Source organism: Amycolatopsis sp. NPDC000009, assembly GCF_055563465.1.
The window spans coordinates 15,699-40,764 of sequence record NZ_JBVHDI010000038.1 but is presented as its reverse complement, the minus strand read 5'-3'; the positions used below and the strand labels follow the sequence as shown (position 1 = coordinate 40,764).

General features: G+C 68.2%; 26 protein-coding genes and 3 pseudogenes. 18 read left to right on the top strand and 11 right to left on the bottom strand.

Annotation, left to right across the window (positions count from 1 at the left end):
- Positions 1-365 precede the first annotated feature (365 nt).
- The 7 genes and pseudogenes from ACZ3HL_RS44325 to ACZ3HL_RS44295 all read left to right on the top strand — a co-directional run bounded on the left by ACZ3HL_RS44325 (position 366) and on the right by ACZ3HL_RS44295 (position 6,195).
- Positions 366-812 (top strand): hypothetical protein, encoded by a 447-nt coding sequence (locus ACZ3HL_RS44325; protein ID WP_465537950.1) that lies wholly within the window; start codon positions 366-368, stop codon positions 810-812.
- A gap of 103 nt (positions 813-915) precedes the next feature.
- On the top strand, positions 916-1,317 hold the full coding sequence (locus ACZ3HL_RS44320; protein WP_465537948.1) for an NUDIX domain-containing protein: 402 nt from the start codon (positions 916-918) through the stop codon (positions 1,315-1,317).
- Positions 1,318-1,848: 531 nt separating this feature from the next.
- Positions 1,849-3,480, top strand: a pseudogene (gene istA / locus ACZ3HL_RS44315) (IS21 family transposase).
- A complete protein-coding gene (istB, locus tag ACZ3HL_RS44310; protein WP_465537947.1) occupies positions 3,477-4,295 on the top strand; it encodes an IS21-like element helper ATPase IstB in 819 nt (272 codons plus the stop codon). Before istA ends, istB begins: the two are co-directional and overlap by 4 nt.
- The gene (locus ACZ3HL_RS44305) at positions 4,258-4,551 is read left to right on the top strand and encodes a hypothetical protein (protein WP_465537945.1); all 294 of its coding nucleotides are present in this window, start codon (positions 4,258-4,260) and stop codon (positions 4,549-4,551) included. The genes istB and ACZ3HL_RS44305 overlap by 38 nt, the downstream gene beginning before the upstream one ends.
- 86 nt (positions 4,552-4,637) lie before the next feature.
- Entirely contained in the window at positions 4,638-4,964 is a 327-nt protein-coding gene (locus tag ACZ3HL_RS44300) for an ankyrin repeat domain-containing protein (protein WP_465537943.1), read from the top strand.
- Between the two features lie 286 nt (positions 4,965-5,250).
- Complete coding sequence (locus ACZ3HL_RS44295) at positions 5,251-6,195, top strand: RNA-binding protein (protein ID WP_465537942.1); 945 nt, start codon at positions 5,251-5,253, stop codon at positions 6,193-6,195.
- Between the two features lie 120 nt (positions 6,196-6,315).
- Here the strand turns inward: ACZ3HL_RS44295 and ACZ3HL_RS44290 are convergent, their stop codons facing one another.
- The gene (locus tag ACZ3HL_RS44290; protein WP_465537940.1) at positions 6,316-6,810 is read right to left on the bottom strand and encodes an OsmC family protein; all 495 of its coding nucleotides are present in this window, start codon (positions 6,808-6,810) and stop codon (positions 6,316-6,318) included.
- Positions 6,807-7,451 (bottom strand): GntR family transcriptional regulator, encoded by a 645-nt coding sequence (locus ACZ3HL_RS44285; protein WP_465420765.1) that lies wholly within the window; start codon positions 7,449-7,451, stop codon positions 6,807-6,809. The genes ACZ3HL_RS44290 and ACZ3HL_RS44285 overlap by 4 nt, the downstream gene beginning before the upstream one ends.
- Before the next feature lie 52 nt (positions 7,452-7,503).
- Between ACZ3HL_RS44285 and ACZ3HL_RS44280 the strand changes: the two genes are divergently transcribed.
- Positions 7,504-7,692: a hypothetical protein gene (locus ACZ3HL_RS44280; RefSeq protein ID WP_465537938.1), complete on the top strand. Its 189-nt coding sequence runs from the start codon at positions 7,504-7,506 to the stop codon at positions 7,690-7,692.
- A 312-nt stretch (positions 7,693-8,004) separates the two neighbouring features.
- Here ACZ3HL_RS44280 and ACZ3HL_RS44275 read toward each other — a convergent pair whose 3' ends face one another.
- Positions 8,005-8,850 carry a helix-turn-helix domain-containing GNAT family N-acetyltransferase gene (locus ACZ3HL_RS44275; RefSeq protein ID WP_465537936.1) on the bottom strand — a complete coding sequence of 282 codons (846 nt, stop codon included), beginning with the start codon at positions 8,848-8,850 and terminating at the stop codon, positions 8,005-8,007.
- 104 nt (positions 8,851-8,954) lie between these two features.
- On the opposite strand from ACZ3HL_RS44275, the gene ACZ3HL_RS44270 reads away from it, so the two are divergent.
- The 3 genes from ACZ3HL_RS44270 to ACZ3HL_RS44260 are packed head-to-tail and all read left to right on the top strand — an operon-like array spanning position 8,955 to position 12,605.
- The gene (locus tag ACZ3HL_RS44270; RefSeq protein WP_465537934.1) at positions 8,955-10,295 is read left to right on the top strand and encodes an FAD-dependent oxidoreductase; all 1,341 of its coding nucleotides are present in this window, start codon (positions 8,955-8,957) and stop codon (positions 10,293-10,295) included.
- Between the two features lie 4 nt (positions 10,296-10,299).
- Positions 10,300-11,526, top strand: coding sequence for an MFS transporter (locus ACZ3HL_RS44265; protein ID WP_465420776.1), 1,227 nt, complete (start codon positions 10,300-10,302; stop codon positions 11,524-11,526).
- Positions 11,523-12,605 (top strand): flavin-containing monooxygenase, encoded by a 1,083-nt coding sequence (locus ACZ3HL_RS44260; RefSeq protein ID WP_465420779.1) that lies wholly within the window; start codon positions 11,523-11,525, stop codon positions 12,603-12,605. The genes ACZ3HL_RS44265 and ACZ3HL_RS44260 overlap by 4 nt, the downstream gene beginning before the upstream one ends.
- A gap of 192 nt (positions 12,606-12,797) precedes the next feature.
- On the opposite strand, the gene ACZ3HL_RS44255 is transcribed toward ACZ3HL_RS44260, so the two are convergent.
- Positions 12,798-13,151 carry an ArsR/SmtB family transcription factor gene (locus ACZ3HL_RS44255; RefSeq protein ID WP_465417385.1) on the bottom strand — a complete coding sequence of 118 codons (354 nt, stop codon included), beginning with the start codon at positions 13,149-13,151 and terminating at the stop codon, positions 12,798-12,800.
- 98 nt (positions 13,152-13,249) lie between these two features.
- Here ACZ3HL_RS44255 and ACZ3HL_RS44250 point away from each other — a divergent pair, with 98 nt between their 5' ends.
- The 4 genes and pseudogenes from ACZ3HL_RS44250 to ACZ3HL_RS44235 form a co-directional block, all read left to right on the top strand.
- Positions 13,250-13,399 carry a hypothetical protein gene (locus ACZ3HL_RS44250; protein WP_465417387.1) on the top strand — a complete coding sequence of 50 codons (150 nt, stop codon included), beginning with the start codon at positions 13,250-13,252 and terminating at the stop codon, positions 13,397-13,399.
- Between the two features lie 28 nt (positions 13,400-13,427).
- A complete protein-coding gene (locus ACZ3HL_RS44245) occupies positions 13,428-13,640 on the top strand; it encodes a hypothetical protein (RefSeq protein WP_465417389.1) in 213 nt (70 codons plus the stop codon).
- Complete coding sequence (locus ACZ3HL_RS44240; protein ID WP_465537932.1) at positions 13,637-14,812, top strand: M28 family metallopeptidase; 1,176 nt, start codon at positions 13,637-13,639, stop codon at positions 14,810-14,812. Before ACZ3HL_RS44245 ends, ACZ3HL_RS44240 begins: the two co-directional genes overlap by 4 nt.
- Before the next feature lie 43 nt (positions 14,813-14,855).
- A pseudogene (locus ACZ3HL_RS44235) lies at positions 14,856-16,187 on the top strand (APC family permease); the annotation flags it as partial.
- Between the two features lie 16 nt (positions 16,188-16,203).
- Here the strand turns inward: ACZ3HL_RS44235 and nhaA are convergent.
- Positions 16,204-17,508, bottom strand: coding sequence for a Na+/H+ antiporter NhaA (gene nhaA / locus ACZ3HL_RS44230; RefSeq protein ID WP_465417393.1), 1,305 nt, complete (start codon positions 17,506-17,508; stop codon positions 16,204-16,206).
- Entirely contained in the window at positions 17,394-17,843 is a 450-nt protein-coding gene (locus ACZ3HL_RS44225) for a hypothetical protein (RefSeq protein ID WP_465537930.1), read from the bottom strand. The genes nhaA and ACZ3HL_RS44225 overlap by 115 nt, the downstream gene beginning before the upstream one ends.
- 339 nt (positions 17,844-18,182) lie before the next feature.
- On the opposite strand from ACZ3HL_RS44225, the gene ACZ3HL_RS44220 reads away from it, so the two are divergent.
- Positions 18,183-18,803 carry an MFS transporter gene (locus ACZ3HL_RS44220; RefSeq protein WP_465537929.1) on the top strand — a complete coding sequence of 207 codons (621 nt, stop codon included), beginning with the start codon at positions 18,183-18,185 and terminating at the stop codon, positions 18,801-18,803.
- 77 nt (positions 18,804-18,880) lie between these two features.
- A complete protein-coding gene (locus tag ACZ3HL_RS44215) occupies positions 18,881-19,492 on the top strand; it encodes a TetR/AcrR family transcriptional regulator (protein WP_465537927.1) in 612 nt (203 codons plus the stop codon).
- Positions 19,493-19,817: 325 nt separating this feature from the next.
- Here the strand turns inward: ACZ3HL_RS44215 and ACZ3HL_RS44210 are convergent, their stop codons facing one another.
- Entirely contained in the window at positions 19,818-19,970 is a 153-nt protein-coding gene (locus tag ACZ3HL_RS44210) for a hypothetical protein (protein ID WP_465537925.1), read from the bottom strand.
- 297 nt (positions 19,971-20,267) lie between these two features.
- Between ACZ3HL_RS44210 and ACZ3HL_RS44205 the strand changes: the two are divergent.
- Positions 20,268-20,654 (top strand): annotated as a pseudogene (locus tag ACZ3HL_RS44205) (WS/DGAT domain-containing protein); the annotation flags it as partial.
- A 112-nt stretch (positions 20,655-20,766) separates the two neighbouring features.
- Here ACZ3HL_RS44205 and ACZ3HL_RS44200 read toward each other — a convergent pair.
- The 4 genes from ACZ3HL_RS44200 to ACZ3HL_RS44185 all read right to left on the bottom strand — a co-directional run bounded on the left by ACZ3HL_RS44200 (position 20,767) and on the right by ACZ3HL_RS44185 (position 24,994).
- Entirely contained in the window at positions 20,767-21,669 is a 903-nt protein-coding gene (locus tag ACZ3HL_RS44200) for a universal stress protein (protein WP_465537923.1), read from the bottom strand.
- A 101-nt stretch (positions 21,670-21,770) separates the two neighbouring features.
- Positions 21,771-22,289 carry a GNAT family N-acetyltransferase gene (locus tag ACZ3HL_RS44195; RefSeq protein ID WP_465537921.1) on the bottom strand — a complete coding sequence of 173 codons (519 nt, stop codon included), beginning with the start codon at positions 22,287-22,289 and terminating at the stop codon, positions 21,771-21,773.
- A gap of 326 nt (positions 22,290-22,615) precedes the next feature.
- The gene (locus ACZ3HL_RS44190; RefSeq protein WP_465537919.1) at positions 22,616-23,989 is read right to left on the bottom strand and encodes an MBL fold metallo-hydrolase RNA specificity domain-containing protein; all 1,374 of its coding nucleotides are present in this window, start codon (positions 23,987-23,989) and stop codon (positions 22,616-22,618) included.
- Between the two features lie 24 nt (positions 23,990-24,013).
- Positions 24,014-24,994 (bottom strand): Acg family FMN-binding oxidoreductase, encoded by a 981-nt coding sequence (locus tag ACZ3HL_RS44185; RefSeq protein ID WP_465537917.1) that lies wholly within the window; start codon positions 24,992-24,994, stop codon positions 24,014-24,016.
- Positions 24,995-25,066: the final 72 nt, after the last annotated feature.

Here is a 25,066-nt window from a genome sequence, read left to right as displayed (position 1 = left end):
TGAGCACATTCAACACGGCCCTGGCGGAACTAGAAACGCCCAGGACTCCCTGGCGTCTTAGCTAGAACACGACTTGCCACTCACGACCACCTGTAGCCACGCCACCTTTTCCCGATTCCTCAGTAGCAGTGGTGCGGGCCAGCCGTCGTCCTACTTTCGAAGGACTCCAAACTCGCCTCTGTCGAACTGGCCCGCACCCGCGGTGGCTGCCCAGCCGTGGCCAGCGGCCGGTCCCGCTACGCCGACCCGAGGTTTCTGCGCCGGTTCACCGATCTGGAGGTGGACAGCGTGACCCGCGGCGGCTGGGCAGCCTCGCTGACCAGATCGCCACCACTGGGCTGCTACGGAACTCCTCCACCATCGCGGTGCCGCCGACCGGCCGCTCGGCGCCGGTGGTGCGGGCCTCGACCGGGATCGAGCCACTGTTCCGGCTCTCGGACGACCTGCCCGGCCAGCAACGCGCAGGAGTCGTGGCGGCACTGAAAACCGCGGGCCGGACCGACGTGCTCGGTTTCGTCGACACGCACGGGCGGCTTCCGGCCGACCCGACCCTGCCGCAGCAGCTGCGCGCGGTACTCGCGAGCGCGTCACAAATCAGCACGGCAGGACACCTGGCGATGGCGGCCGCGGTGCAGGCCTGCGTCGACGAAGCGGTGTCCAAGACCGTCAATCTGCCCGCGACCGCCCGGCCGATCGACGTGTACGACACGTACGCCACCGCGTTCGAACTCGGCTGCAAGGGCATTACCGTCTACGTCGACGGATCACGCGACATCCAGCCGCAACCCCTCGCCACCGCACTCGCCAACTGAGGAGCCCTATGACCGCCCAGCAGTACGTGTTCGACACCAGACACGATCGCTACCCCCTCGCCGTGCACGTCTTCCTCATCAGGAACTCGATTACGGACACGAATTGGCGGACGAGCACGTGCTGCTGATGCGGCGTGCCGGCTCCGGCTACGCCGACGGGCAACGCGGGCTCCCGGCCGGGCACGTCGACCTCGGCGAAACACCGACCGAGTGCGCGATCCGCGAACTCGGCGAAGAACTCGGCATCGAACTCCGCGCCGCCGACCTGCTCCCAGGCGCCACCTGGTTCCGGATGTCCCAGGAACCGAGGATCGACATCTTCTACACCGCCCGAGTATGGAGAGGCACCCCGCAGATCCGCGAGCCGCACAAGTGCACCGAGCTCGTCTGGACCGACCCCAACGCCATGCCCGCCGACGCACTCGAGTTTCTGACCCCAGCCTGGAACGACACGCAGAACAGGCGCATCCTGCGCGAATACGGCTTCGCATCCACGTCGGCGTAGCCGTATTTCCGCCGATATGGGCACCCACAGGGACCTGGACAGCCGGTGAACGACTGCAGGGCCGACGTCGACCAGCCCCGCCCGCTCGACGCCGTCGCGCGCTCAAACCTGACCGGTCTGGCTGGCAACTCCAGGGATCGAGCATCGTTCGCGCGGCGACGCTTGAGCCGAAGCCCTCCAGCGCATGACGGTGAATGAGACGCCGCATCGTCGATGAGCAAACGAGGCCGGCTCCAGGGAAGCAGTCGCCACGCAGCGTCCCCTGTAACCACTTCGAGTTCACCGAAGCCCAGTTGAAGACGCTCGTCTCGGCGCGCGCACACTCTCTCAAGCGCTCGACCTGCGGCATTTGAGCGCGTTCAGCAAACTCCCGCTAAGCGGCATGACAGGACTGGTTTTGTCTGCGTGATGTGACCGCGGTTGTCCGTCTGTAGTGACCGCGGTCGGTGTGGTTGCGAGGTTGGTGTTCGTGAGATTTGACCGCGAGTGAACCCTTGCGGTGGGCGGCTACGTGTGCTTGGCGGAGCACGTATGTCCCCACCGTCGAAGGTAGAGCTCTACGCGGCGATCCGCCGGGACGCCCGGGCTGGTATGTCCGGGCTTGCTTTGGAGCGGAAGTACAACGTAGGTCGGCGCACGGTGGTCAAGGCGATGACGTCGGCGTGGCCGGAGCCGCGGAAGAAGCCACCACCGCGGTCGTCGAAGCTCGATCCATTCAAGCCGGTGATCGACGAGATCCTGCGTGCGGACCTGGATGCGCCGCGGAAACAGCGGCACACGGTGAAGCGGATCTTCGACCGGTTGATCGACGAGCACGCCCTGGCCGACGTGTCGTATCAGGTGGTCCGCGCCTACGTCGCGGTTCGCAAGCCCGAGGTCCGGACCGAGGCCGGGCGTGGCCCGGCCGAGGTGTTCATACCGCAGTCGCATCGGCCGGGGCAGGAGGCGGAGGTCGACTTCGGCGAGGTCGCCGTGCGGCTTCGCGGCACGCTCGTGACGTGTTTCCTGTTCGCGCTGCGGCTGTCGTTCTCTGGTAAAGCCGTTCACAAGATTTCCCTGTCGGGCGGCCAGGAAGCCTTCTTCGAGGGGCACGAGCACGCGTTCCGGGTGCTCGGTGGTGTCCCGCTCGGCCAGATCCGCTACGACAATCTCAAGGCTGCGGTCGCCCAGGTGCTGGGGTTCTCGCGGCAGCGGGTGGAGACCGAGCGGTGGACCGCGTTCCGGTCGCACTGGGCGATCGAGCCCTTCTACTGCCAGCCCGGTTTGCAGGGCGCGCACGAGAAGGGCGGGGTCGAGGGCCAGATCGGCTGGTTCCGCCGCAATCACCTCGTCCCCGGTTCCCGAAGTCAGCTCGCTAGCCGAGCTCAACGCCTGCGTTGAGGCTTGGGATGTCGCCGATGAGACCCGCCGGATCGGGGCTCGGCCACGCACGGTCGGCGAGATGTTCGCACTCGAGGCTCCGCTGCTGCTGCCGTTGCCGGACGAGCCGTTCGAGACCGGCCGTTGGTTCACCCCGCGGGTCGACCGGTTCAGCCAGATCAGTGTCCGCACCAACCGCTACTCGGTGCCGGTCCGGCTGATCGGGCGCCGGGTCCGGGTGCTGCTGCATGCCTCCGAGCTGATCGTGTTTGACGGCCGCACCGAGGTCGCTCGGCACGAGCGGCTGCTGGCCAAGGCCGGCACTCGTCTCGAGCTGGACCACTACCTCGAGGCGCTGGTCCGCAAACCCGGTGCCCTGCCTGGGGCGACCGCTCTGGAGCAGGCCCGCGCGGCGGGCAAGTTCACCCCGGTGCACGACGCCTGGTGGGCCGCTGCCCGCAAGACCCACGGCGACCGCGATGGCACCCGCGCGTTGATCCACGTCCTGCTGTTGCACCGGCACATAACCCACGAACACGTCGTCGCCGGTCTGGCCGCGTCCGCGGTCAGCGCGCCGGCGCGCTGACCGCGGACGCGGTCGCGCTCGAGGCCCGCAAGGCCGCCGACACCGACACCACACCACCGTCGGCCGCCGACCGGGTCATCCCGGCCGCGGCGGTGACCTCGCTGACCGAGCGGCGGCTGACCCAGCTGCCGCCCGACACCCGGCCGCTGCCGTCGGTGGCGATCTATGACCAGTTGCTGCCCAGCCACCGAACTCCCAGAGAAGGGACGAATCCATGACCGCTCGACGCCACCGCGGCCTGACCGAGCAAGCCGCCGACGCCGCTGTCGACCAGGCCTGCCGCCTGTTGTGCCTGCCCACCATCCGCACCCAGTTCCCCGACATCGCTGACGCAGCGACCCGGGAACAGATGTCCTACCGCGGGTTCCTCGCCGAACTGCTCATGGCCGAGTGCGACGACCGAGTCCGTCGCCGCTCCGAACGCCGCATCAAAGCGGCAGCCTTTCCTCGGGAGAAGTCGTTGCGCGCCTTCGACTTCGACGCCAACCCCAGCGTCGACCCAGCCGCCATCCACACACTCGCCACCTGCGAATGGGTCAAGAAAGACCTGCCGCTCTGCCTGATCGGCGACTCCGGCACCGGCAAGTCCCACCTGCTCATCGCACTGGGCACCGAGGCCGCGATGTCCGGGTTCCGGGTCCGCTACACCCTGGCCACCAAGCTGGTCAACGAGCTGGTCGAAGCCGCCGACGACATGGTCCTCGCCAAGACCATCGCCCGCTACGGCCGCGTCGACCTGCTCTGCATCGACGAGCTCGGCTACATGGAACTCGACCGCCGCGGCGCCGAACTGCTCTTCCAGGTCCTCACCGAACGCGAAGAGAAAGCGTCCGTCGCGATCGCCTCCAACGAAAGCTTCGGCGGCTGGACCAAAACCTTCACCGACCCACGGCTCTGCGCCGCCATCGTCGACCGCCTCACCTTCGGCGGCAACATCATCGAAACCGGCACCGACTCCTACCGCCTCGCCCACAGCCGAGCCCAGGCAGACGACCATGACCAGCAACGATCCAAGCCCGCGAAGCGGCGATGACACCTTCGACCTGATCGATGAGGCTCTGGCCACCCTCGCCGAGCGCCGCGGGCTCTGGCTAGGCGACGACCTCACCAGCATCACCCTGATCGAGCAGGCCGAACGATTCCTGCCGCAGCTGGTGCACGACGCCCGAGCGAACGGCCACAGCTGGCACGAGATCGGCCACGCCCTCGGCACCGGCCCCAATGACGCGCGCCTCCGCTTCGCCCCCGGGACACCGATCGCGGACAACCGCTGGCCCTACGAACACTGATCGAGATCACCACAGCCCAGCGGCTTCCCAGCCGCCCCGGCCGATATCGTGCGACAGACCCAGCATCGATCTCGCAGAGGCACACCATGTCCTGGTCACCAGCTCACCACTCCGTCGAACTCGAAGACCTACCCCGGCTACGAGACCTCCTCGATGCCGGTCACGACATCGAGGACGACAACGGCGACGGCTGGACCCTTCTGCGCCACGCCATCGACGTCGAACACGACGGTCACGTCCAGACCGGCGAGCCGCTGCATGCCGACACCACCGCGTTCCTACTCGCTCGCGGCGCCGACCCACTCCGACGCTGCAACGGCATCCCAGTCGTCGAGGAGGCAGAGATCCGCGGGCACTGGCTCGCCGCCGAAATCATGCGCAGCTGGATAAACCGAGGACACCAGCCGCCCTAGCCTCACCAGCGCGGTCACTTCCCATCAAACATTGATCATGAACTCGGCCCGCAAGTGCGGTCACAACCCACAAACATCTGCGGTCAACTCAAACAGTCACAGCCACAGGACGTTCGTGGGCACGCGGAGGTGCCGGTAGAGGCGTGCGAGCACGGAATCGCAGTCGGGTCGGGCTCACGGCAGTGTCCGCCCAGGGCTTTGCTGTTATCTGGTCGCTGTCGACGTGGTTGCCCGGCTAACGTGACCGAATCGATCATCCGACTTTCGAAGGACGGCCCCGTCGACCATGAGCACGTCTTACGTCTACCGGATCACGAAGTACGATCCGGCCGATCGCGATGCCAGGGGAAGACACCGCGGGTCCGAGGATGTATCGAGCGACCACGGTCCGGTGGAGGCCGCCTACCTTGCCGCGGTGACGGCCTTCGCCGAAGACACCGGCGTGACCATGATGACCATCCGCGACCCCGAGGTCAGTGGATTCGTCCACTTCGGAGTAGAGCCACCCGTCGACGGCCACGGACTGCACGGACTGTTCCCACCCGACCTCACCGGCTACCACGACGGCGCACAGATCACCCTGGACGTCGGACGTGAACTGGTACGCGCCATGCTGCGCGACAACGGCGCGTGGTGCCGCCTCGAAGTCGAAGACCGGTTCTTCGTCCACGTCGGCTGGGACCAATACATGTACATCGGAAGCGACCAACCGTGCGGACACGCGACCGCGCTGACGACCGCGAGCGGTTTGTTCGTCGAACCGCTGGACGGTTCGCCTTACGCCCCGGACGACGACGAACCGTACGAATCCCGTCCGGCGAACGCGGCATTCTGGGCCGAGGTGGCGACACTCATGGCACAGCACGGCAGGCTCCTGCTGCAAGAGCAGGTCGTCGCCAACCACTCCCGCTGGCATCGACTCACCGGCGACGCCGTGCCCGACCTCGGTCCACGCGCCCTGCTGAACGTGTGGCCGGACCTACCCACCGACGTTCCAGCAGTGCTACGCACGATGTCGCCGGACTTCACCGGAATGGCCGTCCTAGAACACGCGGACGGCAGCATCCACGGCTTCTACGCAGACAGCAACAGCCGAGCGGACCTGGCCGACGCGTTCGCGGATGCACGCGCGGCCATCCTCATACCGCTCACCACCGCCGATCACAACCCACTGCTCGTCGCCGTGCGACCGGACGACGACGGAATCGTCCGCGCCCGCTGGCCCATCTGAACCACGGCAGACGAACCGACGACGCGCCTGGCTCTCACCACGACCTTGGCGCCAACATCGCCCAGACTTCCTGACGTCGGCATGAGCGTACGCTTGGCCGCCTTGCAACATGAGAGCGCGTCAGGTGGTCCCTTTGTGCGCCTCGGCCGTTACCCGCGTCAGCGGGTGGTGCCGGACGGGGAAGTTGACCGAGTTGGCGATGAAACACGCCTTGTGCGCCTGCTGGTGCAGCGCCTGCGCCGCGTCGGTCATGCTCGGGCCGGCGACGGTCACCTCGGGGCGCAGCACGACCTCGGTGAACCGGCCGCTGTTGCCCGGCTCCTCCCGCATCGCCCCGCTCGCGGCGTCGGTGTAGCCGGTCACGACCACACCGGCGCGGGCACACAGGGCGAGGTAGGTGAGCATGTGGCATTGCGACAGTGCGGCGAGCAGCAGTTCCTCCGGGTTCCAGCGGTCCGGCGTGCCCAGGAACGCGGGGTCGGCGCTGGCTTGCAGCGGTGGCTTGCCGTCGGCCACGACGTCATGGTCGCGGCCATAGCCGCGGTAGGAGGCGGTGCCGGATCCGGTGTCGCCGGTCCAGTGCACCGTGACCTGATAGGTGTGTTCCCTGGTCATGCTGGCGCTCCTTCGTGGGGTACGGACAGGGCGGAGATCGTGGCGATGACGTGGTCGCGGGCGGAGGCGGCCGCCAGGTCCGGGCGGCCCGCCGTGATGGCCGCGATGAGATCGCGGTGCTCGTGGTCCACCCGCGTCGACCTGGTCGGCGCGGCCAGGGAGGAGCGGGTGGAGACGATGATCTGATCCCAGATCCGGTCCAGGATGCCCAGGGCGACCGGGTTGTCGGCGAGTGTGGCCACCCACCGGTGGAAAGCCCGGTTGTGCTCGACGCCGCCGGCCAGGTCGCCCTGGCGGGTGGCCCGGTCGGCCAGATCGGCGTGCTCGGCGAGGCGGCTCAGGGCGGCCGGCGGGATCTCGCCCGCCTGCTGGCGGCGCGCTGCCAGTTCCGCCGTCAACGCCTCCAGCGAGGCGCGCACGTCGTAGGCGTCACGCAGCGCCTTGGCCCCCAGATCGACCACAGTCACCCCTCGGCGCGCGACACGGACCAGACCGTCACTCTCCAGCCGCCGCAACGCCTCCCGGACAGGTGTACGGCTGACACCGAGCCGTTCGCACAGGTCCTGCTCAGCGACCGGCTGCCCGGCCGGATACACACCCAGCACGATCAAACTGCGAACCTCGTCGTATACCGACTTCATCGCCCCTCCTTTGTATCCAATGTATACGAAGGAGGGCGAGTCGGTCTTAGGTGTGAGCGGGCCCACGCATGGCGACCTGGCGGCGGAACCTCTCGCCGTCCGCCGCGAGGCCCGCGGGGCGCCAGCCATCGACATGCAGGGCGGCCACTGCGAACGCACGGACATCGGCACGAGCGGACACCGGTCGAAGCCCGTGCATGCCAGCCTCCGGATCAAGCCGATCAACAGTGCGCTCAACTAGGCGCTCAGATAGACGGTCCCGGATCCGCCTGGTTTGCGGTACCTGGTGGCAGCCAGGATGGGGAGCACGGCGTGCAAGAAGGTGGTCGCTGAGTTCGATCGTGGCTAGGTACCACCAAAAGATCCAGTCCAGGAAGGCTGGGTCGTAGTCGCGTTGCTGCTTCAGATCTCGGTGCGGGCCAAGCTGGGCGTCAGTTCGAGAGCGTTGGCGATAGCGGCCGTCTTGACCGTTGACGCCGCCGTCAGTGGTTCGATTTGCGCGCTCGCGGACGCTCGTGAACGAACCGGGGCTGGGCCCGTCGAGCGCCAGAAGCTAGTTGACGGGGCTGCGGCGTTCGAGGAAGACGGTGTCCTGCCAGATACCGTCGCGTTGGGCGATGCGTTCGCGGATTCCGACAGTGCGGTAGCCCGCGCTGTGATGGAGGGCGATGGACGCGCGGTTGTCGGTGAAGATCGAGGTTTGCAAGGTCCACAGTCCGGCGGCATCAGCCTCGGTGACCTGTTTGAACAGCAGGGCTTTGCCCACGCCCCGGCCGCGGTGGTTTTCGGTGACGTAGACCGATGTCTCGGCCACTCCCTGGTAGCACTCTCGCTCCGAGACGGGAGTGACGGCGGTCCAGCCTGCCACCTCGCCGTCGATCTCGGCGACCCAGCGGTGACCGGGCAGCCACTTCGCGTCGAGCGCTTTGCGGCTGGGGACCTCGGTCTCGAAGGTGGCGACGCCGGTCGCGATGCCCTCACCGTAGATCCGACGCACCGCGGTCCAATCGCCGCTTGTCAAGGCGCGGACGGAGACCTCGTCGGGCAGGTTGTCCGGGCAGCACGGGCGCGGCGCGAGCAAGCCCATGACGGCATCCGCCGCGTGCGGGAGGCCGCTGCAGCACGCCTGGTTGATCGTCACGACCGTCGCGGTGCCCTCCTTCCGCAAGTGCACGAAACCCACATCGGCCAGTTTCCTGACGTGGTGGGAGCACGTGGACTGACTGGTGCCGAGGATCTCGGTCAGGGCTCCGACGGTCAGGCCGCGCGGCGCGGTCGCGACAGCGTGCAGCAGTTTCACCCGCATCGGCTCGGCCAGGCAGGCGAACCAGCCGGCGTAGGTGGCGGCCTCGGTTTCGGGCAGGAGGCCGGCAAGCGGAGCGGGCACCACGGTGGTCATGCCATTCAGTATCGACCAGAATCGATGGTTGCGTCAATCGACACTGCTCGATACAGTCCCCCACATCGACTCAATCGAGATGGATCGATGAAAGGTGTATGGGGATGAACGAGCTGCCTGTCGTGGTGATCGGAGCCGGGCCGGTGGGGCTGGCGGCCGCCGCCGAGCTGGTGAAGCGGGGTTTCGAACCGCTGGTGCTGGAGCGCGGCCCGCACGCGGGCTCGGACGTGGCGGCGTGGAATCACGTGCGGTTGTTCTCGCCGTGGTCCGAACTCGTCGCCCCCGCCGCCGAGCGGCTGCTGGAGACGAGCGGCTGGACCCGGCCCGATGGTGAGACGTACCCGACGGGTTCGGACTGGGCCGGCCTGTATCTGCGACCGCTGGCGGCGGCGCTCGGCGACCGGGCCCGGTTCGACGCGGAGGTGATCGGCGTCGCCCGCCGGGGAAGGGACCGGGTCGTGGACAGCGGCCGCGACGACGAGCCCTTCACCGTGCACGTCCGCGCCGCCGACGGGACGGAGGAACGGATCGCGGCGCGGGCCGTGATCGACGCGTCCGGCACGTGGTCGACACCCAACCCGCTCGGCGGCGAGGGTCTTCCCGCCGTCGGTGAGCGTGCGGCGGCGGACCGGATCGCTTACCGGGTCCCGGATCTGAGCGACGAAGCGGTGCGGGCGCGGTACGCGGGCAAGCACGTGGTGGTCGCGGGCAGCGGGCATTCGGCGCTGACCGCGCTGGTCGCGTTGTCCGGTCTGGCGAAGGAGGCCGCTGACACGCGGCTCAGCTGGGTGCTGCGCCGCGGTTCGGTCGGTAATACCTTCGGCGGCGGGGAGGCCGACCAGCTCCCGGCGCGCGGCGCGCTCGGCCTGCGGGCGCGGGAGGCAGTGGACGCCGGGTTGATCACCGTGGTGACCGGGTTCCGCACCGAAACCGTCGACCGCGACAGCACCGGACGGCTGACCCTGGTCTCCTCGGCCGGGCAGCGGATCGAGCAGGTCGACGAGGTGGTGACGCTGTCCGGTTTCCGGCCCGATCTCACCTGGTTGTCGGAGATCCGGCTGGAGCTGGACTCGACACTGCAGGCACCGGTCGCGCTCGCGCCACTGATCGACCCGAACGTCCACTCGTGCGGAACCGTCTACCCACACGGCGCCAAGGAGCTCGCGCATCCGGAGAAGAACTTCTACCTGGCCGGGATGAAGAGCTACGGCCGGGCACCGACATTCCTTGCCATGACCGGTTACGAGCAGGTGCGCAGCATCGCCGCCCAGCTCGCCGGAGACCTTGAAGCGGCCGCGCGGGTCGAACTGCGGATGGCCGAGACCGGCGTCTGCGGCGGCGCGGGCCTGTTCGACGAACCGGACGACGCCCCGGCGGCCGGAGGCTGCTGCGCGGCACGGGAGCCGGAGGTGCTGACGCTGTCGGCGCCGTCGTCCGTCAACTGACCTGATGCCGGTAACGACGTCTGCCGCGGCGGAGGCTGGATCGCTCGGTGCGTCCGGGCTGCGCCGCGTGCTGGCCGTCCTGTGCGTCACCGAGATCACCAGCTGGGGCATCCTGTTCTACGCGTTTCCCGTGCTGGCACCGGAAATCAGTCAGACGACCGGCTGGCCGACGGCGTGGGTGATCGCGGCGTTCTCCGCGGGCCAGGTCGTCGCCGCGCTGGCGGGGATCCCGGTCGGGCGGTGGCTCGACGCTCAGGGTCCTCGGTGGGTGATGACGGCCGGGTCGGTGCTGGCGGTGCCCGCGGTCGTGGCCGTCGCGATGGCGCAGAACCTGGTGTGGTTCACCCTGGCGTGGCTGCTGACCGGGGTCGCGATGGGCGCGGTGCTGTATCCGCCCGCGTTCGCGGCCCTGACCCGCTGGTACGGGCAGCGGCGGGTGGTCGCCTTGACCGTGCTCACCCTCGCCGCGGGCTTGGCGAGCACGGTGTTCGCGCCGCTGACCGCAGTGCTCACCGCCCGTCTGGAGTGGCGGGAGACGTACCTGGTCCTCGCCGCCGCGCTGGCCGTCATCACGATCCCAGCACACCTGTGGGGCCTGCGCGGGCCCTGGCCGCCCGCCGAGCAACCGCCCGGCGCCCATCCGGAGCACAACGACCCGGCTCGGATCGCCAGGAGCATCCCGTTCCGGGGACTGGTGATCGCGTTCAGCCTGGCGGCGTTCGCCGTCTATGCCGGAGTGATCAACCTCGTGCCGCTGCTCACCGAACGCGGCGTCAGCAGCACGACAGCCGCGATCGCGCTCGGCCTCGGCGGCGCCGGGCAGGTGCTGGGACGGCTCGGCTACACCACGCTCACCCGGCTGACCAAGGTCCGAACCCGGACCGCGATCGTGTTCCTCGCCGCCGCCGTGACCACGGCCGTGCTGGGTCTGCTGACCACCACGGCCGGGCTGATCGCCGCCGCGGTCGTAGCCGGTATGGCCCGCGGGGTGTTCACGCTCCTGCAGGCCACCGCGGTGGCCGACCGCTGGGGAGCAACCCACTACGGGCGCCTCAACGCCCTTCTTCAAGCACCGCTGACCATCACCGTCGCACTCGCCCCCTGGGCGGGCGCCGCCATCGCGAGCGGCATCGGCGGATACTCGCCGACCTTCCTCGTGCTCGCCGCCGTCACGGTGGCCGCCGCCGTCCTCGCCCTCGCGACAACCCCTCATTCCGGAAGGAACCCATGAACGACCACGACGTGATCATCATCGGCGGCGGCCAGGCCGGTCTCGCCGCCGCGTACGCCGCCCGCGCACAGGACCTGACACCGGTGATCCTCGAAGCCGGTGCCGAACCGGTCGGGTCCTGGCCCCGCTACTACGACTCCCTGACCCTCTTCTCCCCCGCCCGCTACAGCAGCCTCCCCGGCCTGCCCTTCCCCGGCGACCCCGAGCACTACCCGCACCGCGACGAAGTCGTCGACTACCTGCGCCGCTACTCCGAATGTCTCGACACCGAGATCCGCACCGGCCATCACGTCGACACCGTCACCCACGACGATGGCACGTTCGCCGTGCACACCGCCGGAGAAACCGCGTTGACCGCACCGTTCGTCATCGCCGCGTCCGGCGGCTTCTCCCGCCCCTACCGCCCGGCACTGTCCGGTTTGGACACCTTCGCCGGACACGTTCTGCACAGTGGCGAATATCGAAACCCCGCACCGTTCGCCGGGCAGCGCGTCATCGTCGTCGGCGCGGGCAACTCCGCCGTCCAGATCGCCATCGAACTCGCCGGCCATGCGCACGTCACCCTCGCCAACCGGGCACCGGTGAAGTTCGCGCCGCAACGGCCGTTCGGAAAGGATGTGCATTTCTGGTCCGCCGCCGTCGGCTTCGACCACCTGCCGATCGGGCACCTGCTGAAGAACCCGCCGACCACCGCGGTGAACGATCCCGGCAGCTACAAGGCCGCGATCCTCAACGGAAAACCGGACCAGCGGCGCATGTTCACCACCATCGACGGCGACACCGTGCAGTGGCCGGACGGAACCCGCGAGCACGTCGACACCATCCTGCTTGCCACGGGCTTCAGGCCTGGACTGTCTTATTTGGACGGACTTGGCGCCTTGGCGTCCGATGGACGTCCGATGCAAGATCGAGGCCAGTCGACCAGCCACCCGGGCCTGGGTTACGTCGGGCTGGAATGGCAGCGCAGCTTCGCCTCCGCCACCCTGCGCGGCGTCGGCCGCGACGCCCACTACGTCCTGAGGAAACTGGCCGGGAACCGCGTCAGCACCGGAAAACGCTGCTGCCAGCCAGTCGGCTGACGCCGCACGCCCAGTTCGAACCAGCTGCTCCGTTCGGCGCAGGTCCAGGGCCTGCGTGGCGACCTGGACGGCGTCGAACGGGCCGCCCAAGGGTGGGCGCAGGACAGGTCGAGGTCTCCGAGGCCGGCGACGGTCATACCTTGGTGCAGTGAGGCGCCGGGGGGGGGATCCGTCGGGTTCGATCTTCGCGAGCTATGACACCGGCACGAAGCCCGGCGTGGCGAGCAAGCCGGACAGCTGCCCCAGCGTCTCGGCACACGGCCAGTAATACACCCAGGTTCCCCGGCGCTCACTGCCGACCAGGCCGGCTTCACGCAGAACCTTGAGGTGATGGGAGATCGTCGGCCCGGTCAGCTCGAACGCCGCGGTCAGATCACATACGCAGCTCTCCCCCTGCGCGGAGGTGATCAACGACAGCAGCCGCAACCGGACCGGATCACCCAGCGCCTTGAACGCCTTCGCCAGATCCACCGACTGCTCCGCCGTCAGCGGTTCGGCTACCAGCGGCGCGCAGCAGCCCTGCTCGATCACCGGCAGCAGTTCCACACCTGATCCTGATTTCGACACTCTTCTATATTGACATTCATCGAACCAGGGAGCAAGCTGACTCCACTGTTTCGACAACCGTCTAGATAGGGATTCTGATGATCAAACTCCTCCGCCGCCTGTTCAACCGACCTTCGACCGTCGACTTCTGCGACTCGTGCGCGCAGGTGTGCACCGGCCAATGCCGCGCCGACACTCTGCTCGACACCGCCCGCGACCGGGCACTGCGGCTGTCGTCGCGCTTCTGAATCCCTCGACACCACAAGGAGTTCCGTGATGAGCATCAACACGACCGGCGGCTTCGCCGGAAACCCGGCGGAGGCTTTCACCCCGCCGGCCTCGAGCGGCTGTTGCGGCACCGCCCCTACCGGCACGACGGCCACGAGCACCTGTTGCGGAACCACCGAGGCCGCGACCGCGGCCGGATCGTGCTGCGACCCGGCCGCGAAGGCCGACGCGGTGGCCGGCGGTGCTGGTTGCTGTTCATGACCGCGGAGGTAGAGGCCTCGCGGCTGACGGCGACGGTCGCCGAGCTGACCGGCGACCGGTTCGCGGGCCGTCGGGTGGGGACGCCCGGCGGCCGCGCGGCCGGTCGCTGGCTCGCCGGGCAGCTGCGGGCGATCGGCGCGTCGGTCACCACCGACGAATTCCCCGTGGCCGATGTGCGGGAGCTGTATCGCACTCCCGAGTTCTCCTGGCACGCAGGACTGACGCCTCGGCGAGGAGTGCACCGCCGAGACTTCGCCGAACACCTCGTTTCGGCGGACCTTCCCGCGCCCCGCACGGGCGAGCTCGTGGTCGCCGATTCCGATGAGTGGCGGGACAAGTGGGTGCTCGCGCCGGACCTGGGGGTTGCGGCGCGGGCACGGACCGAGGGTGCCACGGGGTTGCTGGTGCCGCGCGGGACCGACGCCGAGGGCTGGATGCCGAAGATGATCGCCGGGCCGCCGGTGGGCGCCCTTCCCGTCATCGCCGTCCGCACCGGTCTCCACGACGAGATGGCCCGGGCGGGATCAGGCACGGTGACCGCCTCGATGCCGCTACGAACTGTCCAGGTCGCCGGATCGAACGTGCACGGCGTGCTCCGCGAACCCGCCGCCGGGTCACCGGGTGTGCTGCTGACCGCGCACTTCGACGGGGTTGGGGACGACCCGGAGCGACGGCTGCCCGCCGCCGCCGACAACGCCTCCGGGGTCGCTGCCGTGCTCGAAGCCGCGCGCCTGCTCACGGTACTGCTGCCAGATCACATGGGGTTGGCGGTGAGCCTTCTCGACGGGGAGGAAGCCGGGGCACGCGGGTCCGCGCACCACGCACCCGGCGTCCGGCCCGGCACGTATGTGATCAATGTCGACGGGGCCGCCCAGCTCGGCAACAGCGCCGCGGTCGAAGCGGGCGGACCCGCGCACGACCTGCTGGCCGCGCTTGACCAGGCAGGGCGGGAGACGGGAGTGCCGCTGCGGGCCGGGGCGATGCCCTCGGACAACCGCCGCTACGCCTCCGCCGGGCTACCCGCGATCGGGATCGGCATGGGAATGCCCGGCTACCAGACCCCGGCCGAGACCGCGGACCGCGTCGACACCGGGACGCTGGTCGCGGCGGCCCGACTCGTCGTGGCGACCGTGCTCCGGTTGGCGATCCACTCACGAGGGTCAACCGTGTAAACACGTGAGACCGCTGGAGTCGCAGAACTCCACTCCGGTCAGGTCGACTACCACTCCGGCGCTGACCGGTGTCGAGGCGATCAGCAACGGTGTCCCCGCGTTCCGGAAACCGAAGGGCCGCAACGCCGCCACCACGCTGCTGATGATGGGCGTGCTCGCGATCACGATGTTCCTCGGCTTGATCATGCTCGCCCGCCTCACCGGCGCGCAGGTCGCGGAAGACCCCGCACATCAGCTGATCGGCGCACCGGCAGGCTACGAGCAGAAGACGCTGGTGGCCCAGCTCGGCAACGCGGTGTTCACGGGCTTCCCGCCGGCGACCTGGTTCGTCATCTTCTTCACCGGTCTGATCCTGGTCCTGGCGGCCAACACCGCGTTCAACGGATTCCCCGTGCTCGGCTCGATCCTCGCCCAGGACCGTTTCCTGCCGCGGCAGCTCTACACCCGGGGCGACCGGTTGGTGTTCTCCAACGGCATCATCTTCCTCGCCGCGGCGGCCATTCTCCTCGTCGTGGCCTTCGACGCCGAGGTCACCCGTCTGATCCAGCTCTACATCGTCGGCGTGTTCATGTCGTTCGTGATCAGTCAGAGCGGGATGATCCGGCATTGGAACCGGCGGCTGCGCACCGAAACCGACCCCGCCGCGCGCCGCCGGATGCGCCGCTCCCAGGCGATCAACGCCTTCGGTTTCTCCATGACAGCGCTGGTGCTGGTGGTCATCCTCGTCACCAAGTTCACCCAAGGTGCCTGGATCTCGCTGGCCGCCATGGCCGCGATCTACGTGCTGATGACCGCGATCCGCCGTCACTATCAACGGGTCGGGGACGAGCTCCACGACACCGACGAGGACGAGCCGATCGTTCTGCCGTCGCGTAATCACGCGATCGTCCTGGTGTCGAAACTGCACCGGCCCACCCGCCGGGCGCTGGCCTACGCCAAGGCGGTCCGGCCCGACGTCCTCGAGGCGATCACCGTCAACGTCGACAACCAGGAAACCAACGAACTCCTCGGCCGGTGGGCCAAACAGCCCTTCTCCATCCCGCTCAAGGTCATCGAATCGCCCTACCGCGAGATCACCAAACCGGTCCTCGACTACGTCAAACGGATACGCACCAACAACCCGCGCGACGTGGTCACCGTGTTCATCCCGGAGTACGTCGTCGGGCATTGGTGGGAAAACGTCCTGCACAACCAGAGCGCGTTGCGGCTGAAAGGACGCCTGCTGTTCCAGCCCGGCGTCATGGTCACCAGCGTGCCCTGGCAACTCGCTTCATCGGCCAAGGTCCGGCACCGACCGGAACGGGCTCCCGGCTCGATCCGCCGGGGCCTGCAACCCGAGAACACCGACGTCACTCGGAAGCGCAGCGGACCGTGACCGAACGGAAAGCCGTCTAGCCACGCGTTTCGCCTTCGTGCTGGTGCACGTCGGGGATGCCGTCGTGGTCGGAGTCGAGCGACTCTTCGGCACAGATTCTGCGGTGCACCCGGTTGCGAACGCGCAGGATGATCGTGGCGACGAGGCCGGCGAGCAGGGAGCCCACCAAGATCGCGATCTTCGCGTGTTCGTCGCTCTCGCTGCCCGCGCCGAAAGCGAGGTCACCGATGAGCAGGGACACGGTGAAGCCGATGCCGCCCAGCGCAGCCAGCCCGATCACGTCGGTCCAGGCGAGGTCGTCATGGAGTTCGGCACGGGTGAACCGGGACACGAGGTACGTGGCCCCGGTGATGCCGATGGTCTTGCCCAGCAGCAGCGCGAGGACGACCCCCAGCGCCACCGGGTCGAGGAGTGAATCGGCGAGACCGCCGAGACCTCCCACGGTGACACCGGCGGCGAAGAAGGCGAACACCGGGACCACCACGGCGGCCGAGATCGGCCGGAACCGGTGCTCGAAATGCTCGGCGAGCCCTGGCCCTTCGCCGTGCTTGCGGATCACCGGTACCGCGAACCCCAGCAGGACGCCGGCGACGGTGGCGTGGATTCCCGAAGCGTGCACCAGCGCCCAGGTCGTCGCCGCGAGCGGAAGCAGCAGCCACCAGGATCGCACCCGGCGCTGGACCAGCACGGTGAACACGGCCAAGGGAATCAGGGCCAGCAAGAGCGGGCCGACGAGGAGCTCACGGGTGTAGAAAACGGCGATGATGACGATGGCGATCAGGTCGTCGACGACGGCCAACGTGAGCAAGAAGGTGCGCAGCGCGGACGGCAGGTGGTGTCCGATCACCGCCAGGACGGCCAGGGCGAACGCGATGTCCGTCGCGGTCGGGATCGCCCAGCCGCTCAGCGCGGCCGAGTCACCGAGGTTGATCGCGATGTAGATCAAGGCCGGTACCACGACGCCTCCGACGGCGGCGGCGACCGGGACCGCGGCCCGCCGGGGATCGCGCAGATCCCCGGCGACGAACTCGCGTTTGACCTCCAGGCCCGCGACGAAGAAGAAGATCGCGAGGAGACCGTCCGCGGCCCAGGTCGCCAAGCTGAGATCCAGATGCAGGGCCGCCGGTCCTATCCGGACCTCACGCAACGCCTCGTAGGCGCCTGACCAAGGCGTATTCGCCCACACCAAGGCGATGACAGCTCCGATCAGGAGCAGAACACCGCCGACGGTCTCCTTGCGCAGGATCTCCGCGACGCGCTGGGCCTCAGGCCAGGAACCGCGATCGAAAAGGCGGGCGCGAGGTGTCGTGCTCTCAGACATGGCACGCCGAGGTGCGTGATCCGGTGGCTGGGCCAGTGCTCATGGGCTACTCCTGGTGTGGTTCGGCTCGGCTCGCCGACCAGGCTTCCCGGCACACCACGAGGCTGCGCCTCGACGCGGACACCATACCCACGCTTACGCGATCTTGACGAACTGAAAGCTACGCGCCCTTGCCCGGCCCGCTCCCAGAGCCAGCCGAATCTGTCGATGCGCCACAGCTGAGCCATGACGACAAGTGTCGCCCCGAAGATCGTCGGCCAGGGCTCGAGCCAGACCAGCCCCCAAGCCATCAGTCCGAACCCGGCGAGGCCCCACGCGACGAGGACACGCAGCACCTGACGGTGATCCGGCGGCACGAGGGACCTTGTTCTTCACCCAGGCCCGTTCGCCGCAGATTCCACGTGCCGCCCAGCTTCGTGGTTCGACAGGCGGGAACGCCGAGGGATTCACGAACAGCCACAGGACAACGGCCGCGATCGGTCCGGCTCCAGATCGCGAGCGGCATCAACAGGATCGCCGCGAACCGGGTCCATACGCTTCAGGGATTCGCATGCCGGCGCCACGCGTCGTCATCCATGCGGAAGGCCTGTGCGATTTTGTCGGTGAGTTCCATGGACTTTCCTTCCTGTGCGTCAGATAACGCGCTCGATGGCGCTGACCGAGGCTTCCAAGCCGTGCTCCTCCTCGGCTATCCCGTGTTCGAGGCCGGCATGGCGCTCCTGCCGTTCGTCGCCTCCGCCGCGTTGTGCAACTGGCTCGGCGCCACCTTGGGCAAGAAGTTCAGCAACCGCGCCATGGTCACCACCGGCATGCTCGTCACAGCCACCGGATTCGCCCTACTGGGAGCTATCCAGCCGTCTGACGGCTATCTCCCGCTCGCCGCCGGGATGACGATCATGGGCGTGGGTGCGGGCCTGGCCACTCCGGCCGCGGTCACCGCCCTGATGGGCGCCGTCCCACCCGACCACGCCGGAGCAGGCTCGGCCATGAACGGCACCATCTCCCAAACCGGTAGCGCTCTCGGCGTAGCCGCTCTCGGCGTAGCCGCTCTCGGCAGCATGCTCGCCGCCGGCTACCCCGACCGCCTCGGCCCTGACATCCCCGACGCCGCGCGGACCTCACTCACCGACGCACTCGCCATCGGCGACCCCCACATCGTCACCGCGGCGAAAACCGCGTTCGTCGGCGCGATGTCCACCGTCATGCTCACTGGAACCGCCCTGACCATCGCGGCCAGTTTCGTCGCACTCACCTTGCTACGTCGAGGAAAGCCCAAGTCCACACAGGACACTTAACACACCGATGAGCTCGACTTGACCGAATCCGCAACGACTTGAACCGCTCCACCCGGCGCACAATCAGGAGGAGTTCCATGCCGCCCGCGTTCTCGACCGAAGAGAAGGCTCGCATCACTCAGCAACTGTTGGACAACGGCTATGAGCTGTTCACCCGCCAAGGTCTGCGCAAGACCTCCCTCGAAGAACTGGTCGTCTCCACCGGTATGGCGAAAAGTAGCTTCTACCAGTTCTTCGACTCCAAAGAAGCCCTCTATCTGGAGCTGATGACGCGGGAAACCGGCGCGATCAAGAAGAAGGTCATCGACAACGCCTTGTATGCCTCCGACGACACTCGCGACAGCCTGCGTAGATTCCTGCGCGCCACCCTCGACGAGGTCGCCACCAACCCTCTGTGGCGTCGCCTCATGACTCACCCCGAGGAAATGACGTCCGTCGCCCGCAAGGCCGACCGCCAGCGGGCCGCAGCCGCAAGCGACACACCCGCCACCGCACTCGTCGACTACGTCACCGGCAAACACCGCGACGGCCAGCTCATCGACGCCCCGCCAGAGGTGATCATCGGAGTTCTGCGAACCGTGCTGCTGGTACCGCTCTACGCCGACCGTCTCGGCGACTCCGCCACCTACCAGAAGACCCTCGACCTGCTCATCGACCTCGTGACCGCCGGACTCACCTCACGTACTTAGGTCGCGGCGATCATAGCCGAGCCCCGCCAGTGCCACGGCGACCGCGGAAGGCGGAGCGTCGCTGTCCAGGCAGGAAAAGCTTGCGGTACAGCGGCGACTGAGCACGGCGAGCCCTTCACGGACGACAGTAGCGACTGCCGACCAGGCTTACCGGCGCTCCCGAGGAGAATGCATTCCCGCCGCCGCGTCGGCGCCAGAGGTCTTTGGCCCGGCCGTTGCACCCGCCTGGGCTCTACTGCTCGTGGCCCGGCGTCGCTCTGCAGACGTCGGCGCGGCGTTCTCGGCACGAAGTGATCGTGAGAGACGTCATTTTGCGTTCACCACTTCAGTTCAGGCCGACGTACTTGTACACGAGGAAGGCCAGCGCCATGCCTACCACGATGATCAGCACGCGTGCCGCTGTGATCCGCGGAAACCTCGCCATGAACATCACCGGCGGCGCCAGTGGGTCCACCTCTATTACCACCCGTTTGGTCACCACTGTCATTCGATCTGTCGTTTCTGTCATAACTGTCAATACAGAACGACTGATTCGGCTAGCCTCCAAGGCACAGGGCCTCTCGGGTGTACCGCATCAAGAGGTGCGGTGGTCGACTTGAGGAAACGCTGACCCGCCCCGGTGAACGGCCCGGCGCCCCTGGTGCCTAGTGCCGGCCTAATGCCCACCCGGCGCCGAGGGTGCAGGTCGATTCCGAGCACACGTTCTTGGTGTTCACCGCACGGTTCGGTCTGACACCATCGGACCGGCAGGTGACCAAGACCGAGGTGAGCGCCGGTGGCGGGACCTCGGGCGACATGGGTCGTCTCCTCTCCCAACCTCCTTCCGCACGCTGCTCCCCGTCGACGTCCCCGACCCCGTGGGACGGCTGGTCGCCGTCCATCGGCGTTCGGACGCGTTGAAGGCGAGCAAGGAGGCGGAAACCGGCGCCGTTTTGACCGGTGTCGCGGCCTCCGCGCCGTTCGCCCCCATGGCTTGGGCCGTCCGGCTCGCCGCCGGGCTCCGCAGCACAACGTGGTCTCGGTGGTCACCAACGTCCCCGGCCCCCGGACACCACTGCGGTTGCTCGGACGCGAGGTGGCAGACCTTTACCCGTACGTCCCGGTCGCCTTGCGGCTCCGGACCGGTGTGGCCGTGTTCTCCTATCGCGACAAGCTCAACTTCGGGATCACCTTGGACTTCGCGAGTGCGCCGGACGCCGGTTTCCTCGCCAAGGTCATCGTCGCCGCTTCGGCGGCTGTGAGCCCCTCCGTTTCCCGGGCCACGACGGAACCGGTCACCGGTCCACGGTTTCGCGAGCCACGATCACCGGGCACAGCGCGTAGGACATCACCGCTTGGCTCGTCGAGCCGAGCAGCATTCCGGCGACACCGCCGCGGCCGCGGCTGCCCACGACCAGCAGTTGCGCCCGGTCCGCGCGCTTGAGCAGTTCGTCCGCCGGACGGCCACGCACGACCTCACGGTGGACGCGCACGTCGGGGTACTTCTCCCGCCAGCCCGCGAGCCGTTCGGCGAGCACCTCGTTCGCGCTCTCTTCGATCTCGGACCGCTCCAGACTCCAGTGCGTCTCCTCGAACACCGCCGAGAGGAAGACGTCGTCCCAGCAGTGCAAGGCGACCAGTTCCGTTTGCCGCCAGGAAGCTTCCTCGAAGGCGAGCGCGAGAGCGGCTTCGCTGGTCCTCGTCCCGTCGACGCCGACGACGACCGGGCCACCCTGCGGTGTGTCCTCCTCAGCGACATGCGGGCGGATCAGCGCGACGGGGCACGCCGCACGTGCCGCCAGCGCGATGGACACCGATCCGACCAGCACCCGGCCCAAGGGACGCAGACCTTCGGTCCCCAGCACGAGCAGGTCCGCGTTCTCGGCCGCGTCCTTCAGCGCTCGCACCGGGCGCTCGTGCCGCAGGTCGAGCGAGACGTGGACGTCCGGAGCGATCTCCCTGGCGACATCACAGGCCTCCCGCAGAAGGCGATGCCCGCGCATCCTGATCACCCCGGAGAGATCCTCCAGGGTCGGCATCGGCCGCGGGTGACTCAGCGACTCGTCGTCGATCGCGTGCACCAGCATCAGTTCCGCGTGACGGCGGCACGCCTGCTCCGCCGCCCAGCGGACGGCCCCGATCGCGGACTCCGAGCCGTCGACACCGACGACGACCCGGTACCCCGAATTCTCCGGCATAGCGGTTCACCCCATCCTGATTTCGGCAACTGCCTTGGACGTTAGGAACTGAACCGCGAAGAAGGCAGCGGCGTTCGTAACCAGGAGACGGGACCTTCGGCCTATCGGTCCACTGTGGAGGGAGGAGGCGGCAGCCGCACCACCGCGTCCGCGAGCCCTTCCGTGATCACCCGCCGGGCTCCCGCCGAGTCGAGCAGGTCGGCGACCGGCCGGTTGTCGGCGAGATAGGTGGCGGTGAAGTCGCTGAACCCGTGCCGCGACGCCACTTCCGCCAGCTTCGTGACCAAAGCCGATGCCAGCCCTGCCCGGCGCCAGGCGGGCTTCACCACGACCGCGATTTCTGCGACGCCGGGCTGGGTCGTCGCCTCGTACCTCGCGATCGCCACACCCTTCCCCGCCTCGTCACGCGCGACCAACGCGTAACGTCGGTCGAAGTCGAGCTCGGTCAGGTGCGCCAGCAGGCGCGGTGTCACCTTGGGAGGCGGCCCGCAGAACCGTCGGTACAACGTCTCCCGATCCGCCTCGGCGAGCGCCTCGCCGAGTTCCTCGGAGTCGGCGGGGCTCAGACGGGTCACGAAGACGGTCCGGCCATCGCGCAGGCACACCGGCTGTCCGTCCATCGGCTCAGCGTAGGGCCGCGAGCTCTCGCTGCGACAAGGCCGAAGTGGCCGTGGCGCCGGGGACCAACGTCCCTCGTCCCCGCCCGGCGGTCGAACCGAGCAGGGGAAAGCCCCCGGCGTTCGTGTCGCGAAAGCCACTTTCGGGACATCACACGCCTCGAAAGTGGCTTTCGCGACACCCCACCTGGGCAGGCCGCCGACGTTGCGAAAGCCACGTTCCCAACCTTCAACATTGCGAAAGTGGCTTTCGCAACACGCCCCGGTTGCCTTGCCCTCAAGAGAACGATTCACTCACGACCCGCCGAACCGCGCCACACGCAGAGCCGTCAGATCAGCACCCGCTCCCGATCACGAGGAACGACAGCCTGCCAATCCCGTTCGGCGCGCAGCCGTTCGGCGACCGCCTCCGACGCGTCGGGTTCACCATGCACGAGGTAGGTGGTCTTCGGTGGTGTTCCCGCGGTGGCCCACCGCACCAGCTCGTCCGCGTCGGCATGGGCGCTGAAGGCGTCGAGCTGTGCCACGTCGGCGCGAACCGTCGTGTAGCGGCCGTGGATCTTGATCTGCCTCGCTCCGTTCGCGAGGCTGCGAGCGCGGGTGCCTGGGGCGGCGTAGCCGACGATGAGCACGGTGTGCCGGTGATCGGGAAGCATGTGCTCCAGGTGATGCAGTACCCGGCCTCCGCTCGCCATCCCCGACGCGGAGATGATGATCGAAGGCATCCTCGGCGCGTTGACCCGCATGGATTCCTCCACGGTCCGCAGTTCGGTCAGCGAAGGCGGGGTCAGCGGATCGTGCCCGGCCAGTTCGGGCCGGATCTCCGGCCAGTGGTCGCGGAACGCTTCGCGGTACACCCTCAGCGCCGCCAAGGCCATCGGGCTGTCCACGTACACCGGCAGGTCGGGGATGGTGCGCGACCGCATGAGTTTCGCGAGTGCGGCCAGCACCACTTCGGTCCGGTCGACGGCGAACGCCGGGATGAGCACACTGCCGCCGCGCCTTGCTGTCCGCCGGATGGTTTCGCCTAGTCGATCCATGGCATCGGTGTCGTGGTGGACGCGGGAGCCGTAGGTCGATTCGAGTACCAGCGCGTCGCAGGAGGGGCGCGGCGACGGCGGCCGTAGAAGACTGTGCGCCGGGCGGCCGAGATCGCCGCTGAACACGACGTCCCGTCCCTCGGAACGCAGGTGAGCCCATGCGGAGCCGAGGATGTGGCCGGCTTGCCCGAACCGCAGCGTCATGTCCTTGCCCACCGTGACTTCGTTGCCGTAGCCGAGTTTTTCGAGAAGGCCAATGGCTTTCCGCGCGTCGCCCGCGTCGTAGAGCGGCATGGCCGGCCGGTGTTTCGACCAGCCGTACTTGTTGGCGTGCGCGGCCTCCTCGGTCATGAGATGGGCGCTGTCCTCCAGCACGATCGGCACGAGAGCCGCGGTGCCCGGTGTCGCGTAGACCGGCCCGCGCCAGCCCGATCTCACCAGGACCGGCAGGTACCCGCAGTGGTCCAGATGCGCGTGGGTGATCACCACGGCGTCGACGTCGGTCAAGGCCCGAGGCAGCGGCGCCCAGTTCCGGCGGCGCAGATCGGCGAGCCCTTGGAAGAGGCCGCAGTCGACCAGGACGCGAGAACCGGGCGTTTCCAGCAAATACTTGCTGCCGGTAACGGTTCCGGCTCCGCCATGGAAGGTCAGCGCGATGGTCACGATGCCACCTTTCTCGTGAGGAGCTCAGAATCCGTTTCCGAGGACTTCGTCGACGGCACGGCGGGGGCTCGGCGGCACCAACCCGGTGGGATAGCCGAAGCGCATGACGGCCTGCGGGAAACCGGGAAGTTCCAGGTCTTCGGTCAATCCCGAGCGGACTTCGGGCAGGTGCAAAGGCTGAGTCAGCACTGAACCGGCCAGGCCGTCGTCGACCGCTTCGAGCCAGGTGGCCTGGAGCGCGTGTCCCGCGTGCAGGTGATCGAACCGGCCGTCATCGACGGTGAGGAAGACGAGCAAGGTCTCACCGGCGAGGCGACGCTGAAGGACTCGGCGATCGGGCAGCGCCGTCCCTGGACGGACCAGTCCCGCCCAGGGAAGCGACCCGGTGGGTAGCGTGCTCGCGGCCAGCCCGACGCCATGGCGGTGATAGTGCTCGTCATGGATGGTCCACAGGGCCAGTTCACGCTGGTACGCCAGATCGTGCTGATACGCCTCGGCGGCGAATTCGAGCAGGTCGGCGACTCGGGAGAGTTCGAGCTCGTCGTGGATCGGCCTGGCTTCGACCCCGCTCTCGGCCGCGGCGGCCATCAGGTCGCCGATCTTCTCCCGCGAGACTCGCCGTCCGGAGAAGGGGTGGCGATAGCTTCCTCGCCGGGCTATCGCCGAGTAGCGGTGCAGGTCGACGTCGGACGGCGCCGAGCGTCCCTTGGTCTCGATCGCGGCGACGATGTCCGGCTGACCGGCTTCCGGGAACATCCGGGTGGCCAGGTCGTAGCCGAGCACCCGGACCGCCAGCTCCACATTGGCGAGGGCGGCGCCGCACGAGATGAGCCGGTCACGGCCCCGAGCGTCGTGTTCGGGCAGTGCCAGGTCGCGGCGCTCACGCAGAAGAAGCCGGTCTCCGTCGAGGTCCAGTCGCCACGGCTGGATATTGTGCACGGAGGGCGCCCGCAGCAACGTCCTCGCCAGTACCTCGGTCTCGGCCCTCGTCCACCCGTTCGCCATGTGTCCCGTCCTCAGTCGTCACTCGATCGACGTCCACGGTGCCCCTGTCCCGCGAGGAGCAGCAGGTACCGA